The sequence below is a fragment of the Streptomyces sp. NPDC058872 genome (genome assembly GCF_042743065.1).
GTDB lineage: Bacteria > Actinomycetota > Actinomycetes > Streptomycetales > Streptomycetaceae > Streptomyces.
The window spans coordinates 117,674-136,571 of the sequence record NZ_JBHYMK010000005.1 but is presented as its reverse complement, the minus strand read 5'-3'; the positions used below and the strand labels follow the sequence as shown (position 1 = coordinate 136,571).

21 protein-coding genes are annotated in these 18,898 nt (G+C 63.3%); all 21 read left to right on the top strand.

Features of this window, described 5'->3' with window-relative positions; genetic code table 11:
• The first annotated feature begins 17 nt into the window (after window positions 1-17).
• The 21 genes from ACFW22_RS04825 to ACFW22_RS04725 all read left to right on the top strand — a co-directional run bounded on the left by ACFW22_RS04825 (window position 18) and on the right by ACFW22_RS04725 (window position 18,533).
• On the top strand, window positions 18-815 hold the full coding sequence (locus tag ACFW22_RS04825; protein ID WP_386398886.1) for a hypothetical protein: 798 nt from the start codon (window positions 18-20) through the stop codon (window positions 813-815).
• A complete protein-coding gene (locus ACFW22_RS04820) occupies window positions 815-1,888 on the top strand; it encodes a hypothetical protein (protein WP_386398884.1) in 1,074 nt (357 codons plus the stop codon). The genes ACFW22_RS04825 and ACFW22_RS04820 overlap by 1 nt, the downstream gene beginning before the upstream one ends.
• Window positions 1,889-1,907: 19 nt before the next feature.
• A complete protein-coding gene (locus tag ACFW22_RS04815) occupies window positions 1,908-2,696 on the top strand; it encodes a hypothetical protein (protein ID WP_386398882.1) in 789 nt (262 codons plus the stop codon).
• Between the two features lie 10 nt (window positions 2,697-2,706).
• Window positions 2,707-2,949, top strand: coding sequence for a hypothetical protein (locus tag ACFW22_RS04810; RefSeq protein WP_386398879.1), 243 nt, complete (start codon window positions 2,707-2,709; stop codon window positions 2,947-2,949).
• Between the two features lie 36 nt (window positions 2,950-2,985).
• Window positions 2,986-4,773: a hypothetical protein gene (locus ACFW22_RS04805; RefSeq protein ID WP_386398876.1), complete on the top strand. Its 1,788-nt coding sequence runs from the start codon at window positions 2,986-2,988 to the stop codon at window positions 4,771-4,773.
• Window positions 4,774-4,850: 77 nt separating this feature from the next.
• On the top strand, window positions 4,851-5,768 hold the full coding sequence (locus ACFW22_RS04800) for a peptidoglycan-binding protein (protein WP_386398874.1): 918 nt from the start codon (window positions 4,851-4,853) through the stop codon (window positions 5,766-5,768).
• A 110-nt stretch (window positions 5,769-5,878) separates the two neighbouring features.
• Window positions 5,879-6,097 (top strand): hypothetical protein, encoded by a 219-nt coding sequence (locus ACFW22_RS04795; RefSeq protein ID WP_386398870.1) that lies wholly within the window; start codon window positions 5,879-5,881, stop codon window positions 6,095-6,097.
• 62 nt (window positions 6,098-6,159) lie between these two features.
• Complete coding sequence (locus ACFW22_RS04790) at window positions 6,160-6,723, top strand: hypothetical protein (protein ID WP_386398867.1); 564 nt, start codon at window positions 6,160-6,162, stop codon at window positions 6,721-6,723.
• 175 nt (window positions 6,724-6,898) lie between these two features.
• On the top strand, window positions 6,899-8,587 hold the full coding sequence (locus ACFW22_RS04785) for a hypothetical protein (protein ID WP_386398864.1): 1,689 nt from the start codon (window positions 6,899-6,901) through the stop codon (window positions 8,585-8,587).
• Between the two features lie 289 nt (window positions 8,588-8,876).
• Window positions 8,877-9,716, top strand: a complete 840-nt coding sequence (locus ACFW22_RS04780) for a hypothetical protein (protein ID WP_386398862.1) — start codon at window positions 8,877-8,879, stop codon at window positions 9,714-9,716.
• Between the two features lie 137 nt (window positions 9,717-9,853).
• Window positions 9,854-10,567, top strand: a complete 714-nt coding sequence (locus tag ACFW22_RS04775) for a hypothetical protein (protein ID WP_386398860.1) — start codon at window positions 9,854-9,856, stop codon at window positions 10,565-10,567.
• Between the two features lie 5 nt (window positions 10,568-10,572).
• Window positions 10,573-10,749 carry a hypothetical protein gene (locus tag ACFW22_RS04770; RefSeq protein ID WP_386398857.1) on the top strand — a complete coding sequence of 59 codons (177 nt, stop codon included), beginning with the start codon at window positions 10,573-10,575 and terminating at the stop codon, window positions 10,747-10,749.
• On the top strand, window positions 10,742-11,023 hold the full coding sequence (locus ACFW22_RS04765) for a hypothetical protein (protein ID WP_386398855.1): 282 nt from the start codon (window positions 10,742-10,744) through the stop codon (window positions 11,021-11,023). The genes ACFW22_RS04770 and ACFW22_RS04765 overlap by 8 nt, the downstream gene beginning before the upstream one ends.
• A 245-nt stretch (window positions 11,024-11,268) precedes the next feature.
• Entirely contained in the window at window positions 11,269-11,808 is a 540-nt protein-coding gene (locus ACFW22_RS04760; protein ID WP_386398852.1) for a hypothetical protein, read from the top strand.
• Window positions 11,809-11,943: 135 nt separating this feature from the next.
• A complete protein-coding gene (locus ACFW22_RS04755; protein WP_386398849.1) occupies window positions 11,944-14,373 on the top strand; it encodes a phage/plasmid primase, P4 family in 2,430 nt (809 codons plus the stop codon).
• 67 nt (window positions 14,374-14,440) lie between these two features.
• Window positions 14,441-16,297, top strand: a complete 1,857-nt coding sequence (locus tag ACFW22_RS04750; RefSeq protein ID WP_386398847.1) for a DNA polymerase — start codon at window positions 14,441-14,443, stop codon at window positions 16,295-16,297.
• Window positions 16,298-16,686: 389 nt separating this feature from the next.
• The gene (locus ACFW22_RS04745; protein WP_386398845.1) at window positions 16,687-17,490 is read left to right on the top strand and encodes a sigma factor; all 804 of its coding nucleotides are present in this window, start codon (window positions 16,687-16,689) and stop codon (window positions 17,488-17,490) included.
• Window positions 17,491-17,506: 16 nt separating this feature from the next.
• Entirely contained in the window at window positions 17,507-17,671 is a 165-nt protein-coding gene (locus ACFW22_RS04740; RefSeq protein ID WP_386398843.1) for a hypothetical protein, read from the top strand.
• 16 nt (window positions 17,672-17,687) lie between these two features.
• Window positions 17,688-17,942 (top strand): hypothetical protein, encoded by a 255-nt coding sequence (locus ACFW22_RS04735; RefSeq protein WP_386398840.1) that lies wholly within the window; start codon window positions 17,688-17,690, stop codon window positions 17,940-17,942.
• A gap of 42 nt (window positions 17,943-17,984) precedes the next feature.
• Window positions 17,985-18,242: a hypothetical protein gene (locus ACFW22_RS04730; protein ID WP_386398838.1), complete on the top strand. Its 258-nt coding sequence runs from the start codon at window positions 17,985-17,987 to the stop codon at window positions 18,240-18,242.
• A 39-nt stretch (window positions 18,243-18,281) separates the two neighbouring features.
• Window positions 18,282-18,533: a hypothetical protein gene (locus tag ACFW22_RS04725; RefSeq protein ID WP_386398836.1), complete on the top strand. Its 252-nt coding sequence runs from the start codon at window positions 18,282-18,284 to the stop codon at window positions 18,531-18,533.
• The last annotated feature ends 365 nt before the right edge of the window (window positions 18,534-18,898 follow it).

Sequence of the window (18,898 nt, the reverse complement as noted above, 5' to 3'; positions counted from 1 at the left end):
CTCAAGAGGGGGAATCCATGGCGGAGTTGGACGACTGGACATGTGAGTACAACGGGCTTGTCATCGGGTCGCCCGACTCCGCCGTATCCCTTGCGGCCGTTGACGGTCTGCTCTCGCTGCCCGACATGCGAACGGCGGACCTCACCCTTGTGCAGCGCCATGGGCTCTATCCCGGAGACGACTACATGAGCGGACGTGCCGTGACGCTCACGCTTGAGGTTTACGGGCGGACCCGCGCGGAGTTCACGGAAGCCCTGAGCGCCGTTTACGCGGCCTTCGGGCCAGCCGACAGGGAGAAACCCCTACGGTTCCGTTTCCCCGGCGTAGGGGGCGACCGGACGGCCTTCGTGAACGTCCGCCCGCGCAAGCGGTCGGCCCCCCTTGACCTCAACTTCGCCTACCACGTGTGCAACGTGGTGGTCGAACTGTTCGCCACCGACCCGTATATCTACGGCGATGCGCTGATTTCCATGAGCCTTTCAAGCCCGTGGGAAGGGTCAGACCCCAAGCTCAGGTTCCGGCAGGTGGGTTCCGTGCCCGCGCTTCCCGTGATCGCGCTGGACAACGCCAAGAACATTGTGCTGACGGACGAAGTGACCGGGGCCTATTTCGGGCTTACCTACGGAGGCAACGTCACCATCGACAGTGCCGCGCAAACGGTCGTGAGCGATGCGGGCAACCACTTTGAGGACCGGATCACTCCGGGCTCTACGTGGCCCGAATACGGGTTTGGCGACCACCGACTAACCCTTACCAGTGAAGCAACAACGCGAGCGACGGTGGCTGAGTTCACCTGGCGGAACAGGTGGGTGTGATGACCGGCGCTGCATACTCCGTCGTCCAGACGGACCTAAAGACCGGTGACGTAGTGGCTGAGCTACCCGTCACCGGAATTCAGTTCACACACTCCCTGAACGCTTCCGGCACGGCTACCGTGGGAATCCCGCTCTTTGCTCCGGAAGCCGACCCCGAATCACTTGCGCCCGGCGTAAGCGGGCTTGCCATCCTGCGGGACGGTACGCCGGTATGGGCAGGGATTCTCTGGGCTCTCGCTGCCGACATTGCGGCTGGAACACTCGTGCTCAGCGCGTCCGGCTATCACTCCCATTACCAGGGGCGGCACTTCGTCAACGGCTGGACGGCGAGAAGTCTGGAACAGGCGGACATCATCAAGGCGTGGTTCGCCTACTTCAACGCCGACAACGGCATTGGCACAGACACCAGCCTGATAACCAGTACCGGGCACAAGCGAACAACGGTGTGGACCCGGTACGAACTCAAGAATGCCGCCGAAGCGATTGAGGAACTGGCCGACAACATCGGCGGTTTCAACTTCCGCTACGTGCCGTACTGGGTGACGGCCGGTAAGAAGGTGGGGCACCGCTTCGTCATGACGGACCGTTCCGGCGTGACGGCATCCCACGTGCTGACGCACCGCGTGAACTGCAACGTGACCGGCGTCAGCTATGACAGTACGGCCCTTTGCACGGTGGCCTACGCGACCGGCGCGGACAAGGGCAACGGGGAAAAGCTGGTCGGCATCTTCGAGAACCCCTCACTTGCCGCCCGGATGCCTGAGCGCGTCATGGTCGGCTCATACACCGACGTGAAGGAAACACAGACGCTCATAGACAAAGCACAAGCCACCATCAACGCCGGGGCGGTGCCCGTCGCTATTCCGGAACTGACGCTCTACCCCGGGCAGTTCGGCCCTCTTGATTTCGTGCCGGGCGATGTGACGGCCATCGACATTGACGCCGGATACGTCGCGCTCTTTGACGAATTCGTTGTGACCGAATGCGCAACCACGGTGGACGTGAACGGAAGCGAAAGCATCAAGCTCGCTCTAGCGAGTAAGGAACTGTGGAGCAATGCCAACCCAAGCTAATGCCGTACCCCCGTCCCTCGTGAATGAGATAGCCGAACTCAAGCGCCGCATGACGGCCATTGAGCGGGCCCCTGAGCCGACCACACAGTTTGACCGGTATCCGGCCGTTGAGTGGGCCGCTCAGGGGCGACCGGCGGTAGGCGGGAACGTCTGGTCGTCCGTGAGTATCGCCAACGCAACCGGGCTCGCATTCGATCGGGTGGAATGCAAGTTCATTACCGACTTCCTTACCCCTGGCAAGCGCGAAGCGGAAGTGCGCCTAGCCACCTTCCGGCACACCGGCAAGGCTGAACGGGAAATCGTCAGCGCGTCCGCCGTTCTGAACCTCACCGGTCTGGCGAACCGCACCGTGGGAGTTGTGGTCATGCGCTGGGTACACGGCATCCCGTACGGCTGGGATTACGCGGACGACACGACGATTTACACCATTGAGCTACAGCACCGATACAAGACCGGTCCGGAGAACTACACCCCCGGCACGGTGGACGTATTCACCTTCTTCAAGCCGACCAACAAGAGCGCTCCGGGAACCGGTGGGCCCCTGGAAATGCCCAACAACACCAACTACGAAACCATGGTCCTGCCAAAGTCCCGCCCCAATGTCGGGGCAGGCTGGATCACCATTCCGGAACTGGTCAGCGAGAACACGCGCTACGGCGCATACAGCATTTCCCCCATGCACTACTGCGTGGGACTGCCGCAATCCCGCATCCCCGAAGCCAATGAGAACGGCTGGGCATGGATCAAGGGGAGCGGTGCCCAGTGGGGCCGTGACCCCGATATCACGGAACCGTACTTCGGCGTCTAGGGGGTGACTGATGGACTTTGCCCGACTCTACGGAACGGCGGAAATCGTCGTCCCCCTTCTCATATTCCTGGCCGTCTCGCTGCGGAAGCTCCGCACCGGCATGGAAGCGTCATGGAAGGAAGAGGCGGAAGCGTACCGAAGCAAGGTTGAGCGACAGTCGCAAGAGCTAGCCGCACTTCACGCCGAAGTGCGCGCACTGCGGAGCGAGAACGCAGAGTTGCGCGCTCAGATTGCGGAACTACTGAACCGCTGACCCGACCACCAACCGGCCACCGACTCACGTGAGTCGGTGGCCTTTCTCATGCTCAAGGGGGATGCCTTGCCGCTCGCGCTGCCTGCCGAGATTCCTACCGTCACCGTTCACGGCACCTACCTGGGGCCGGACGGCCGACCACTGGCCGGAACGGTCACCTTCTCCGCTCCGTCCATGCTGGTCTTCGCGGACTCCGATGTATTCGTTGCCGGTCCCGTCGTGTCCACGTTGGACGAGAACGGGCGCTTTCAGGTGACGCTACCGGCGACCAATGCCCCCAACATGCAGCCGACCGGTTGGGCCTACGTCGTCAAGGAGAACCTTTCCGGCGTCATCGGCGGACGCACATTCAGCGCGCTACTGCCCAAGGAAACGCCGGACGTTGACCTAGCCGACATTGCGCCGACCGACCCGGCCACACCCAACTATGTGCCGGTGGCCGGATCGCAGATATTCACCGGCAGCGCCGCCCCTGTGTCCGCGCTGGGGCGTGACGGCGACTTCTACACGCAGTACGACACCCGAACCCTTCTGGGGGTCACGTCCACCACGGTCACAATGTGGACCCGTGCGGCAGGCTCATGGGCCAAGGTTGGTGACGCGATACGCGGGGCCGCGTGGTACGTCAACACCACATCAACCCCCAGCACCGACACGAAGGTTGGCGACTTTCTTCTAAGGGCCGACACGGGTGACGTGTGGCAGCGCGATGCGTCCGGCTGGGGTAGCCCCGTGATGAACCTCAAGGGACCCAAGGGGGACACCGGAGCGACCGGCGTTCAGGGCCCGAAGGGTGACACCGGGGCGGACAGCACCGTTCCGGGCCCGGAGGGTCCCCAGGGTCCGCCCGGCCCCGAAGGTCCCGAAGGTCCCGAAGGCCCCCAGGGTCCGAAGGGTGACCCCGGTACGGGCTCAGTCAACAGCGTGAACGGTGACCTAGGCCCGGAAGTTGTGCTAGGCGCTGCCGACGTAGGGGCCGTGCCTGCCGCCGAGAAGGGCTCAGCGGGCGGTGTGGCCACGCTGGACGGTTCGGCCAAGGTTCCAGCCGCTCAGCTACCCACGGGGCTTGTGACGGCCGTTAACGGCAAGGCCGGACCTTCGGTGACGCTCGCTGCCGCCGATGTGTCCGCGCTTGCCGCGAGTGCGCGCGGTGCAGTCAACGGCGTTGCCTCACTGGACGGTTCCGGGAAGGTGCCGACGGCTCAGATTCCGGCTGTCACTGGCGGAGCGAAGAACGCATGGACCCCCCAAGCTCTCGGGTTTGAGGCGTGGTCCGTGGACCCTGCCGCCGTAGCCAATCCGACCGCGAAGGCCGCCGTGGTCGGTCGTGTCTACCTGAGCGGAATCAACATCACGGAATCCACGCAAGTAAATCGGGTGGTCATCTTCGCCCGTGGCTGGGGCGGCTCTTCCCTCATTCCGGGTGCCCGGTTCTATGCGGGCATCTACAGCGAGGCCGGAACGCGCGTCGCCACATCCGGGCAGGTGTCCAACCTTCCGGCTGCCGGACAGATCACCGGCACCGCACCGGGGGCGAAAAACAACCACATTGGCGCGGTACCCATTCCGCTGACGGGAACCGCGACCCTTTCCCCCGGACGGTACTGGGCGGCATTCCTGGTCTCTGCCGGGTCATCAACCGATTTCTACTACATGCACATTCAGAACGAGTCTCCGAGTAACCCCGGAAACTTCTTCCTCGGCAGTGCCTTTCAGCGGCACTGGTGCATTGCAAGCGGCCAGTCCTCACTACCGACCACCGTGAATCAGTCCACGGGGGAAGTCGGCTTGGACCCCGCAATCATGGCGCTTGCCATGGTCTGACCACCGACTCACGTGAGTCGGTGACCCTGCCCCGACCCGGAACGCCGGGCGGGGCTTTCTCATGGGAGGAAACACGCATGGCACGATTCAGCGGCGCGAAGTGGCGACCCATTCCGCGCAACTACACCAAGGGCGGTCAGAAGTCCGTTCGCGGCGTGGTTATTCACATCATGGACGGCACCCTTGCTGGTACGGATTCCTGGTTCCGCAACAGTGCGGCGCGGGCATCTTCCCACTTCGGAACCGGTCGGAACGGTGGCCTGTACCAGTGGGTTGACACGGCCGACCGTGCATGGGCTCAGGCAGGCGGAAACACGGATTGGCTGAGTATTGAGAACGAGGGGCGCGGGGGTGACTCCCTCACGTCTGCACAGCTTGACCGATGTGCCGAAGTGCTCGCGTGGGCCCACAAGGTTTACGGGGTGCCGCTCTCGCTCACTGTCAGCACCACGGGGCGGGGGCTTGGCTACCACGGCATGGGCGGTAGCGCGTGGGGCGGACACCCCAACTGCCCCGGCAGCAAGGTCATTGCCCAGCTTCCGGAAATCGTCAAGCGCGCGAAGGCGCTTGCCGGTGCCGGTAGCGGCTCCGCTGGCAACACGTACACCGTGGCATCCGGCGACACCCTGTCCGGAATCGGGGCCAAGCTGGGTATCCGCTGGCAGAACCTTGCCAGCCTGAACGGCATCAAGGCCCCGTACATCATCCGTCCGGGTCAGCGGCTCACCACCAGCAAGCCCAAGCCGAAGTACCAGCCTTTCCCCGGTGCCGACTGGTTCAAGAAGAACCCCCGTAGTGCCATCGTCACGGCCATGGGCAAGCGGCTGGTGGCTGAGGGGTGTTCCGCCTACCGGTCCGGTCCCGGCCCCCAGTGGACGAACGCCGACCGCGAGAGCTTCCGCAAGTGGCAGCGCAAGCTAGGGGACGCGCCTGTCTACTGCGACGGCTGGCCCGGAAAGAAGCAGTGGGACGCGCTCAAGGTGCCCCACGTGTGATCACGCTGGGTTAGAACCGCGGAAGTCCCTATGTCCGATTCTGCCCGGGTTAGCCGGATGCCGGCCCCGGGCCCTTTTTCACGCAACGTAACGAACAAGGAGAGACACGCATGACCTTCGCCAAGGAGCACGCAACCCGCCTGTACGCGGTCCTGGTGGCCGTTCTCGCACTGGTCGCGCACTACGTGCCGTCGCTGCCGCTTGCGCTCATTCTGGGTGTCGCTGCGGCCGTTCTCGGTACCGGTGAGGCAGTGCAGCGCGTAGAGAACGGCAAGACCGTTGACGCGCTTGAGACTGCCGGAATCGTCGCCCGGCACCGCAAGCCGTAAGGCAGGCAACCCCGGCGCTCCCGTGGTTAGGGAAGAGCCCCTAGCCACGGGAGGTAAGCCCCATGGGATACCCGAACATTGCCCTTATCGGCCGTGCCCGATCCGGAAAGGACACGATTGCGGCACGGCTGATAGGCCGGTATGCCTACACGCGAATTGCATTCGCTGACCCGCTCAAGGAAATGACCTTGAGTGTTGACCCGATCGTTGCCTATGAGCCATCCGGATACGGCCCCTTGCCGACCCGGCTGAGCGCCGTTGTGCAGCGCTACGGCTGGGAGCGCGCCAAGGAACGGTTCCCGGAAGTCCGGCGCACCCTGCAACGCTCCGGGCAGGCGGTACGCGACCAGGAAGCCGGGCACTGGCTCAGTCTCGCGCTGGACAAGGTGACCGTGGCCGACACATGGAACCTGCCCGTGGTGGTCACTGACTGCCGGTACCCGAACGAAGCGGAAGCCCTCAAGGCGCGCGGTTTTCGGCTGGTCAGAGTGCTTCGCCCCGGTGCTGCCGGGGCCGTTCCGCCTCACGAGAGTGAGACGGCCCTAGACGGCTACCCGACCGACGTGAGCATTGCCAATACGGGCACGCTCTCAGACCTCAACGCCCTTGCTGACGCTCTGGTTTGACCCTGCGTCGGTCGAACTTTTTTGCCCCCTATCTGCATCGGTGCAGGTAGGGGGCTTCTCGTGTTTCTGGACCACCGACTCACGTGAGTCGGTGCCTTGCGTGCACGCGCGCGCGTGTGTAAGTTCTCGTTCCGCAAGGCCCCGCAGGGAGCGGGGCCGAAGGGGGGAACGAACAGTGAGCGGCTACACCATCAAGTACAACCGCACCACGAACCACATTGATGGGCTCACCGTTCGGACCACTGGCGGTGGCAAGGACATGGGCGACCACGTCTCCTACTACGCCGAGAATGCTTGCGGGTCGCTGACCCGGTACCGCTTCGCTCAGGGCGCTACGTACGCCACGCTGGCCGAAGCTCTTGAGGCTGCCCGCAAGGGTGGGCGCAAGCTCTGCAAGACCTGTGAAAAGGCCGCTGAGGCGCAGATTGCCGCCGACGCCGAGAAGACGAAAGACGAGGGGGCCCGCGTGGCTGGAAAGCTCAAGCTCAATGAGGTTCGCGGAGACATTCGCATCGGCAGTGCCACCGGTAGCGGCGGGGTGCCGCACGCCATCAAGGAGACCACCGACAAGGGGAACGTGCCCTACTGCTCCGCGAAGCTCAAGAACCCGCTTCGTAGCTGGGGCCCCGCTCTTGAGCAGAACCCGAACCTTGAGCTTTGCGCGGGTTGCAGCAAGCACGTTCCCACCGGCCCCGTGACTGTCTCGGCAACGGATGTTGAGATTCCCGGACTTGGCCGCACGATTCCCGCTACAGTGATCACGCCGGTTGACGCCGACACCACCGAAGAGAAGACGGAGAAGGACACCATGGCCGCGAAGACGACGATGGACAAGGCCGCTCAGGAAAAGGCCGCTGAGGAGATTCGGGCGGACATTGAGCGCCTGCCGTCTCTGATCGCTGAGGGCAAGGACGATTCCGCAAAGGAACTGACCGAAGAAATCGGCAAGGCTATTCCGAAGATCACCGGCACCGGCGCGGCTGCCATTAAGGCCAAGCTCCGCGCTGAGCTGGAGAAGGCGGAGAAAGACGCCAAGAAGGCGAAGGCCGACAAGGACAAGGCCGACAAGGCTGCCAGCAAGGAAGTTGTGGTCAGCAAGGAAACCAGCCTTGAGGCGACTCTTAAGGACGCGGTCATTCAGGACCTTGTCAAGAAGGGTCAGGAGCAGGTTAAGACGCTTGCGGTCAGCAAGTTCAAGGGTGGCCACCAGATTGCGGAAATCATCCTTGATATCCGCACTCAGATTCTCAACAAGAACGGTCACCCGGACCTGAACGCCGAGACGGACGCGGCGAAGAAGAACACCACGAAGGTCTTTGACGGTCTGCTTGAGGGTCTGCCCGAAGAGGGTGAGGACGAAGCGGCCGACGCTATCCGCGCGGAAGTGGACAGCATTAAGAAGAGCTACCGCAACGCCATCAAGGACGTGCGCGCGCTCTACCTCCGGTCGCTGGACAACTCGCCGGAAGAGGCGAAGAAGTACGCCTATGCCCTTGAGGCGCACCCGGACAAGAAGCCGTCTGAGGCCGTGGCGGAATTCCACGGATACGAACTCCGCACCCGCGCCGAAATCGCCAAGGCGGACCGGGAGCGCAAGGCCCTTGAGAAGAAGAAGGTTGAGGATGCGGTCAAGGCCGGTGAACTCTCCGAGGAAGAGGCGGCCGAAGCGCTGAGTGAGGGTGGCGCGGAGGAGAAGACCCCCAAGGAAATGCGCGCCGCTTTCGTCAAGCGCATGACCAACTCTTTCAAGAAGCAGGTCAAGGAAATCAAGACCATTGAGAACGCCGAAGAGCAGGAAGAGGCGCTGGACGAACTGACGGCCCTTCTCTCCGCGCTCCGTAAGGAACTCAAGGCGCAGGCGTAAGGATCGGCAGGCCAGCCGCCCGCCCCACACGGGGCGGGCACTGAACCCCCGGACTCTCACAGAGGGTGCCGGGGGTTTCGGCTTTCGGGGCACTGACTCACGTGAGTCGGTGGCCTGCCCCCCTCGGGCCCCTGATTGCCCGCCTGAGCGTTTTCTAGCCCCATCCGGCCCCCGTGGTCGGGCGGGGCTCTCTTATGCCCGCAGACGGCCGCACAGGGGCTCTCAAGGGCCTGGCAACCCTCACGCTCCCCCGTAGGTGACAGAACACCTACCCGAAGGGGGCACGCCCGTGGGGCGCGTACGTACGATTCAGCGCGGCGGCAGCCGCTTCTACATTCACCCGGAGCGACCGGAGATCAAGGCACCCGGCGTCACGTCCGTGGTGTCCATGCTTCCGAAGCCGTTCCTGAACTTCTGGTACGCGCGCATGACGGCCGAACTCGCCGTTGATTCCCTGCCGTTCGTGGCGCAGATGGCTGAGCGCGACCGACAGGGGGCGATTGACTACCTCAAGGGGGCAGCGCGCCGGTACACAAAGATTCGTGCCGACGTAGGCAGCGACGCGCACGACCTGTTTGAGCGCATGGCCCGGGGTGAGTACGTGGGCAGGGTCCACCCGGACCTTGAGCCGTACCGCGTCAACTTCGCGGCGTTCCTCGCTGCGGTGAACCCTGAGCTAGTGCGCGCCGAAGACGTGGCATGGAGCGACGCGCACAACTACGCCGGAAGCTTTGATGCCGTACTCCGCGTATGGCTGGACGACGACGGCAAGCCGACTCCCGACCGGTCCGGTACGCCGCATCTGCTCATGGCCGACTGGAAGACCAGCAAGGACACATACCCGGACGTGGCGCTACAGATGAGCGCCTACGCCAATGCCGACCGGATCATTGCGCCGGACGGAACGAGTGAGCCCATGCCGGAATTCGACGGTGCGGCCGTACTGCACATCACCCCGGAACTGTGGGCCTTCAAGCCGGTACGGATTGACGCCGAAGTGTTCTCGTTCTTCCTGGCACTTCGACGCGTCTTCAACTGGGACCGCGAGGTTTCCAAGACGGTCATTGGCCGCGCGATTGCCAAGAGTGCCACGGGTCTTGTGACAGGCACTCAGCGCCGGGCGAAGTAGTCCCGGCAACCCCCGCGCTCTAGGCCAAACAGAAGGGGCGGATACAAGGTTGACCCCACCGACTCACGTGAGTCGGTGACTGGCGGTCCCTTGAGTTCGCCCCTCTTTCATCCCGCAACAAAGAGGAGCAGACGCGCATGTCGCTACTGACCATTTTCGAGACCGACCCGGACGCCAAGCCCAAGCCCAAGCAGACGTTCAGCGATGACACCGTGGGCCGTTTCCACTCTGGTCGGCAGGTGGACGACGTTCCTGAGGCGCTTTCGGAGTGGCGCATCACTACCGGAGACCCGGAGGTTGCAAAGGTGGTCGCTCAGCTCTTCGGAGGTGAGCCCATCGAGACCGATTCGACCGGTGAGAACTTCATTGACGTGTTCACCGACCGTGAGACGGTGCCGGTCATCCTTGACGGCCCCGACGCGATTTACGCGGATATGAAGCTGTGGAACCGCAACAAGCTGGTTCATCACTGTGACGGCACGGTCTTTCTCTCTCCGGATGAGCGGAAGGGCAAGCCGTGCCACTGCCCGGAACTCTTCGCTGAGCGAAAGGCGGCAGCGAAGGACTTCATGGGACCGGCCCCGTCCATCACCATCACGTTCCGGCTGGCGGATGACCCGGAGCTTGGCAAGTTCAAGTTCCAGTCCGGCAGTTGGGTCATGGCGAGCGTTCTTCACGAGTATGAGAACGACCTTTCCGCCGTTGACGGCCCGGCGCTGGCTGAACTCACCCTTGAGCTTGTGGAGTACACCATCAAGAAGGGCAAGAACAAGGGCCGGAACGTCAGCTACTACAAGCCCGTAATCAAGGTGCTCAAGAGCTACAACGACGCCATTGCGGATGAGCGGTAAAGCCCATGGTGAAGCTCGACCAGGGCGGCGCGCGCAACTGGGCTCAGGAACTCAAGGGGGCGGCTGATGAAACCGTTCGGTCGCCCCTTTGGGAATTCCCGCCCGATGCGCGTAAGGCGGTAATTCACGAAAGGCGAAGGCGCTTCGGCGTGCATGATGACGAGGGGTACGACATTGGGTAAGCGCGGCGTGGTCACGGATTACGCCGGGGAAGAGCTATACCCCGGTGATCTCATCAACTACGCGGCCCGGCAGGGGAATCGCGTGCGCGTGTCCGACGCAATCATTGAGCGCGTCACGGCCGTTCTGGTGGACGGCAGGCTACGGCCCATGCTCAAGGTGCAGCCCACCGGCACAGAGAGCGGGTTTGCGAAGCGCCGGACCATGCGCGCCGAGTGGATCAGTGCGGAACACGCGCGGCTGATCATGGCCAACGGCGGACACGAAGACGACTGACGACGGACCACAAGGGCCGGACGGTTCCCTACGCGGGCACTGTCCGGCCCTTTCGTGTGTCGGCACCGACTCACGTGAGTCGGTGGGAAGGGGAGGAATGGAGAGCAAGATTACGGCCGACGCTGGCCCGGCACTGGGGGACCTTCGGCGCATGGGGGAGGGTGACACGGTATGGCTGAGCCCCGGAGCGGCCCAACGGGGCGACTGGGGGCGGTACTTGAGTGCCTGCCTTGCTGCGGTCAACCGTGGTGCTGACGTTCGGTGGTGCCGACGTGGCTAACCCGAACAAGGTCAAGGGGACTCAGTGGGAATCGGATGTGCGCAATTACCTGAACGCTGAGCTTGGGCTAGTTGATGAATACGGGAAGTTCCTTGATCCGTTCGACGCACACAATGTGCGCCGACCGGCACAAGAGGGTGCCGCCGACGTAGGCGACGTGCACGCGGTGCCCTTCGTACTTGAGTGCAAGAACGTGAAGCGCGCCAGCGTCCCAACCTTCCTGCGGCAAGCGGAGATTGAGGCACGGCACGCCGGATTCCCGTACGGGGTCGCCGTAGTCAAGGTGCATCGGCTCAACGTTCGGCGCGGGAAGGTGTACGCGGGAGTTCGGACATGGACCCGCGTACGTCTCGCGCTGGGCATGGGTACGCGGGAGTTTGCAGAACGCTACGCGTTCACGCCCTCGCTCCGGGGGCTCGATACGGGGCGCTGGTACATGGCCACGGAGCTTGAGCCCTTCGCCCGACTCCTTGCCGACGTGCGGGCCCTTCGTCACGCACGGTGAGAACCGCGGAAATGCCGGCAACGGGTGTACGTGGGCGAAACGGACATGCCGGGCCCCGCGGAACGGACACAGAGTGACGGGCTGATCTGAGCAACCTTCGCGCTCAAGGGCGAGTGAACGAAGGAGAAGCAAGGAATGAAGTTCGCTCAGATACTCGCCCGATTCACAGACGTAACCGAACAGAACGATGGGGGTTACCTCGCGCTCTGCCCGGCACACAAGGACTCTCGCCCGTCGCTTCGGGTATGGCGGGGGGATGACAACAAGGTCCGGATCACGTGCCGGGCAGGGTGCCCAACTCAGGATGTGATCAATGCCGTTCGGCTCACGTGGTCAGATCTGTTCGACGCCACCGGCCCCGGTGCAACGGTCCCCAGCAAGCGCCCGACCCTGGTAGGCCCCGGACCAACGGCCGCGCTTGCCGCCTACGTTGACCAGTCGGCTGAGTGGCTGCATGATCCTGCCTCTCAGGTGGGGACTCAGGCGCTTGCCTACGCGGCTCAGCGGTTCGGGGTGGACCAGGAGCTTGCCGCCGAACTCCGGCTTGGGGCCGATGATGGGTTCGGCGTTCCCAACTTCCCCTACCGGGCACGGGCGTTCACCCGGTTTCCCCGGCTGACCGTTCCCCTTCTCGACTTCAACGGCGTGGCCCGTGGTCTACAGGGGCGGGACCTGAGCGGGGGGTGTCCGGGCCGGTGGGTGTCGCTGCGCAACCCTGAGGGGGCACGGTGGGCCCCGTACGGCGCTCTGAGGGGCCAGGGTGGCTACGGGGTCACCATCGTCTCTGAGGGGCCCGGAGACGGCCTTACAGCCGTTGCCGTGGGGTATGACGCCGTGGTCATTCGGGGGGCCGCTCTCGCCGGAAGCCCTGAGCTACTGGCGGAACTTGCCGAAGGGCTCAGGGGCACTCAGGTAATCGCTGCCGGTGACAACGACGATGCCGGGCAGCGTTTCAACCGTGCGCTTGCCGCTGGACTCAAGCCCTTCGGAATCGAGGTATACGCGCTCCCCGTTCCCAACACCGGGGATGACCTCACCGATTGGCGCGAGCGGGACGCGCACGGATTCCCCTTCGCACTTCACCGCGCGGTCAAGTCGGCCCGGCTGGTACTGAGTTCGGACGACGACAAGGCGGAAGCCGTCTCCGCCGAACTCACCGACCGCACCGGCACGGACGTGGTGACCCGCGACGAAGGCACGGAAGCGGCGCGCATCCTCGCTGGACTCATCAACCGGTACGGCGAGAGCGACGCCATGAACGCTCACGCACTGGTGGCGTGGTCGGACGGCTGCATTCGCTACGCACCGGGGCTTGGCTTCTACGTGTGGAACGGCCGCGTATGGGAACGGTCGGAAGTCCGCGTGCGGCAGGAGATTCACCGCATGGGGGCCGCTCTCGTTCTCGCTGGCGAGACTCAGAAGGCACGCGGATTCACCATGACCACGCGCATTGACGCTCTCATGACGGAACTGCGCAGCGTGCCGACTGTGCACGTGGACGCTGCCGAATTCGACAACCGGCCGGACCTGTTGAGCTTCAAGAACGGCACGGTGAATCTCCGCACCGGAGAACTCCGACCGCACGACAAGCGCGACATGCTCACGTACCGGCTTGACCTGAATTACCGGCCGGATGCCGAGTGCCCGCGCTGGGAACAGTTCATCGCGGAAATCTTCCCCACCGACCCGGAATTGCCCGCGTACTTTCAGCGGCTCATCGGCTACGGAATCACCGGCAGCAACGCCGAACAGTGCTTCTGTGTCGCGTGGGGGAAGGGAGCCAACGGCAAGAGCGTGGCGACGGACACCCTTACGGCCGTCTTCCGGGCCATCAGCCGGACCACTCCCTTTGCGACGTTCGAAGAGAAGCCGTCCGGGGGAATCCCCAACGACCTTGCGGCACTGAGGGGTTCACGTCTCGTCATGGCGTCTGAGGGTGAGAGCGGCAAGCCCATGTCGGAAAGCGTGCTCAAGCGCGTAACCGGCAAGGACGAAGTGGCCGCAAGGTTCCTGCGGCAAGAGTTCTTCACGTTCAAGCCGACGTTCCTTCTGATCCTCGCAACCAACCACCGGCCAAAGTTCAAAGGTCAGGATGAGGGACTTTGGCGACGGGTCAAGCTCTTGCCCTTCACGCGCTGGTTCGCACCGCACGAGCGGGATTACGGCCTTGACGCCAAGCTCATGAAGGAAGCCGAAGGCATTGCCGCATGGGCGGTTCGCGGGGCCGTCGAGTGGTACCGGGGCGGACTGCAAGACCCCGACATCATCACCAGGGCCAGCAACGAATACCGCAAGACCAGTGACGCGCTCGCCGGATTCTTCCCCGGTGTTCTTGAGGCGTGCGACGAATCCAACGTCATGAACGGCAACGACGCATTCAATGCCTACTTGGATTGGTGCGAAGCGGAGAACCTGCCGCAAAAGGAAAGGTGGACCCGACGCACCTTCTACGGCGCACTTGAGGAGCGAGGGGTAACCCGCGTGATCAAGCGAGCGGGTGTGGCTCTCGCTGGCATCCGACTGGCGGAATCCGCCCCGGACGGCCCCGGCATTTTCAGCAACTAACCCACACCCAAGCAGACCACCGACTCACGTGAGTCGGTGGTCTGTCGTGCTTTGAGGGGGCGCGCACATGCGGACCTATCGACACCCGATTGCCGGTGACGTGGTGAACATTCACGTTCCCGAGACGACCGAAGACCTAGACGAATTCACCCGCTGGGCTCAGCGCGCAAATGAGCGCGGGCCAATCGCACTGGACACGGAAACCAGCGGGCTTGACGTGTTCAGTGACGGCTACCGCCTTCGCACGGTCCAGTTTGGCGACGCTGACGAAGCGTGGGTCATTCACTGGGAGCGCGGGGGCCACTTCCGGCACGCTGCCGCTCAGGTGCTCCGCAAGGCTCGCCGGTTCCTGATTCACAACGCTTCCTTTGACTGGCTGGTGTTGGACCGGCACGCGGGCATTGCGCTGGAAGACCTAGCGCCACGCACCCGAGACACGCGCGTAATGGCTGCCCTTGTGGACCCCCGGCAACCCCAGGAAGGGGGCATTGGGACGGCCCTCAAACCCCTGTCGGCGTACTACGTGGACCGGACGGCCCCGGACACTCAAGGGGACCTCACAGCAGTCTTCCGGTCGCTGGGGCTCACGAAGGCCAACGGTTTTGCCCGCATCCCGCTGGACCACCCCACCTACAACTTGTACGCCGGTCTTGACGTGGTGTTCACGGCCCGGCTTGAGCCGTACCTATCCGCTGAGCTTAGGCGGCTGGGGGTCCGGTCCCGGCTGGTGGACTACGAACACGAAATATCCCGTATCTGTGCGCACATGCAGCGCCGGGGGCTCATTCTTGACGTGCCGTTCACGCACGAACTTGATGCCGCTCTCAGCGCGGATGCAACAGAGAACGCCGGTGTTGCCGCGCGGTACGGGGTCGATTCGGTCAACTCCAACAAGCAGATTGCGGAAGCGCTCACCGGTATGGGGGAGACGCTGACGGAACGGACGGCAGGCGGGGCCGTCAAGGTGGACAAAGCCGTATTGCTCGCGCTTGCTGACATGGACTTGCAATGGAAGCGGCTAGGAATCCGGACCCCTAACCCGCTGGCCGAAGCAATCTTGAAAAGCAAGCGTGCGGGCAAATGGCGCTCAGCGTATGCGGAGACGTTCCTAGAAACGGTGGACTCATCCGGCAGGGTGCACCCCTTCGTGAATTCACTAGCCGCACGCACGGGACGTATGAGTGTCACGCGCCCGGCACTTCAAACACTGCCGTCATCGGATCAGATGATCCGGCGTTGCCTTCTCGCCGACGAAGGTCACGTCATGGTCAGCACCGACTTTCAGGCCGTTGAAATGCGAGTGCTCGCCGCATTGGCGGACGTGCGCCGGATGAAAGACGGCTTTCAGTCGGGCGGTTCGGATTTCGACATTCACATGTTCACGGCTCAGCTCATCAAGGGCGAAGGAGCCACCGACAAAGACCGCAAGCTCTTCAAAGGTGCGGGATTCGGAAAGGTCTATGGGGGCGGCATTTCCACGCTGGCCAGGCAGACCGGTGCCAGCGAGGAAGAAATCAGGAGAGCGGTAACAGCCTATGACCGCATCTTCCCGGAAATTCGCCGCGCGTCGGCTCGCTGGCAGCGTGAGGCGCGAGCAACGGGCATGGTCACCGTGTCGGCAACCGGTCGGCGTATGCCACTCGACAGGGACCGGGCCTATGCCGTCGTGAACTACCAATGCCAGTCAGCGGCACGGGACTTGCTGGGGCAGGCGCTCTTGAACGCCGAGAGCGCCGGTCTTCTCGATGCGATGTGCTTGCCGATTCATGACGAAATCCTTGCGTCAGTACCGACACGCGAAGCGGAGGAGTACGCGCGGGAGTTTGAGCGGGCAATGACGTTCGACCTATTCGGAGTGCCGATCGTGGCCGAAGCGGAGATTGGCGGCCGTTCCTGGGGGTCGCTGTACGGGGCCGACTTCTGACCACCGACTCACGTGAGTCGGTGCCCGTTACCTGTCCGTTATCTAGTCCTTCTCAGGGATGAAAGGAAATGTGCTCGCTCATCCCGTGGGCTGAGTGTCCGTCTCGCCTTCGGAACCTTCTACAACCAACCAAAAGACCAGCGGTCTTACCTCTCATCAAGTCCGTTGTTGGTGTCCGCATCGCTGCCTAAGTTCAACGCCACGCAACGACGAAGGCAATGCGCAAGCCCCGTTCGGAGCGTCCCGGACGGGGCCTAGCCATGCCCCCGCATGTCCAGACGCATCGGTGATCTGACTCACCAAACGGTCTAGCGCGCTTCGCCCTGTTCCGGGCAACCCTTGCGCTCCCCACGGGAGTGCAACCGGCCCAGGAACACGCGGAGCACTCCTTGATAGACCTCACCGAAAAGCAGATTGCCGCCGCTAAGGCGAATGACCTTGACGCCGTGACGGCCGTGGTGACCGCCACGGAAGAGCGGGTCAATCAACTGGCATGGAAGTACGCGACCGGTGCCGGTCGCACGGACCACACCCTTACCGAAGACCTAGCCCAGATTGGCCGTATAGCCGTTTGGGAGGGGCTGAGCCGCTTCAACGGCCGCACCGTGGCGGAGTTCTTCACCTTCATTGACCGGACGCTCAAGGGAGCCATGAGCGACGCACGCAAGGAAGAGACCAGGCACGGCGTTTCCCGCTCCGTTGCTGCCGCCTTTGAACGGGCGCTCTCGCTGGCCGGTGGTGACGTTTATGAGGCTGAGTGGCTGGCCACCACCAAGGAAGCCATGGGGGACCGAAGGCTCAGCGTCGAAACGGCGTACGCGGCACGGCTCAGCTACCAGGGTCTTGAGTACCTGGACGCACCCCTTGGCGAGAGTGAAACGGGGGAGTCGGTCACATTGGCCGACACCCTAGCCGCTGACGCTGGCGTTCCGGTCGAACTCTTGGAGCCCAGCGACTACGAAAAAGCGCGCCGGAAAGAGACCGGCCTGAAAGTGCGCCGCACCCTCAAGCGCATGGGGGAGCAACAGCGAATAGTTCTCATGGCGCTTACCGGCATCATCCCCGTGGACTTCTACGGCACCGAACGAGACGACGAACTCTCACGCGACCACGGAATACCACTCCATCAAGTCCGCATCGTCCGCAGCAAAGCCAAAGACCGTTTTGCGGAACTCTGGATTGCCGCCGCGTAGTCGAAAGGGAATAGCCGTGAAGCTCTCGACTGCCGACGGCGGAACCGTTGAAGTCACCCGCGTGGGAATCACCTTTGACGTTCACGTCCGGGACGCATCCGGGCGCACCGTCGCCACCATCGACATGAGTTCCGATGATGCCTTTTGGCTCATGCAGGAACTTGAAGAACTCAACCCCTGAGCGAAGGAGAAGTGCAGTGCTGAACGTGACCCGAGAGACGAAGGCCACCCTTGCCGCCCGCAACGGTGGGCGAGTCGTCGCATGGCACAACGACAAGGAGCGCGGCACCCTCAGCGTTGCCGTACCGGGCGACCGTGCCAAGCTCACCCCGGTTGAGGCGCGCAACCTTGCCGCATGGCTCATAGACGCAGCGAAGGCCATTGAAGCGCCGGACCGTTCCCCGCTTCGTACGGCCACCCTTCGCACCGAAGAGCGTGTTGCCCACTGGTAAACCACCGACTCACGTGAGTCGGTGCCCGACGAAGGGGAGAGCGTGAAGGGTCAGCACCACCAGACGTGCTACATGCGGGAAAGCTGGGGCTGCAACTGCCCGAGCAAGGGTGGGGGTTCGTGGGTCTTCTGGGTCCTGGTCATTGCGGCAGTGCTCATACTGAGCGGCTGCAAGGTCAGCGACGGGCCCGAGTGTGTGAAGTATGAAACCCGCATGTCCCTGGTTCCGGTGTTCACCGGCAAGACCACGACCATGCATCCAGTCACCACAACCGTATGCGTGAAGTACGCCGACAAATGACCACCGACTCACGTGAGTCGGTGCCAAGGAGTGACCCTCATGACAGACCAGGATGAGCGCACCGCGTTCCTTGCCCGCTTCGCCGCTGCCGCTGGCGACCTGAGTTCGCCTGAACAGGCGGAAGCCGCTTATGAGTTGGTCAAGGGTGGTGCCCGCGAACTGGGTGCTTCCGCCAACTGGCAGGCCGCTTGCGACTGGGTCACTGCCAACTATGAAGAGGCAACCGAACTTCGCCGCCGCAAATGGGTGATCCGTGAAGGGTCCACCCTGCTTGTCATTGCCAGCACCTAGGCACCGACTCACGTGAGTCGGTGCCCCATGAGAGCCCCCACCGGTTTCGGTGGGGGCTTTTTTGCGTGCTCATGACAGTTCGAAGGCCAAGGTAGATGCATGACACATGTGACCTAAATCACAAAAGACGGCGATCTTTAAGGGAATCTAAAGTTGCAGGTCAGGGCCGGTGTCAGTGCGCCGTGCGACCCTCAATGCGGGTCGTTGGTCTAGGTCAGGGGCATGTGCCTACCGCCCGGTATATCCCCTTCCGGATTCCGAACGTGTGTTCTAGAGTGTCCGGATGGCTACACGCGGTACAGGGGACGTATTGGTGTCGGTCTGGGTGCCAGAGCTGGGAGACAACCGGCTTACGTGGCACCCGT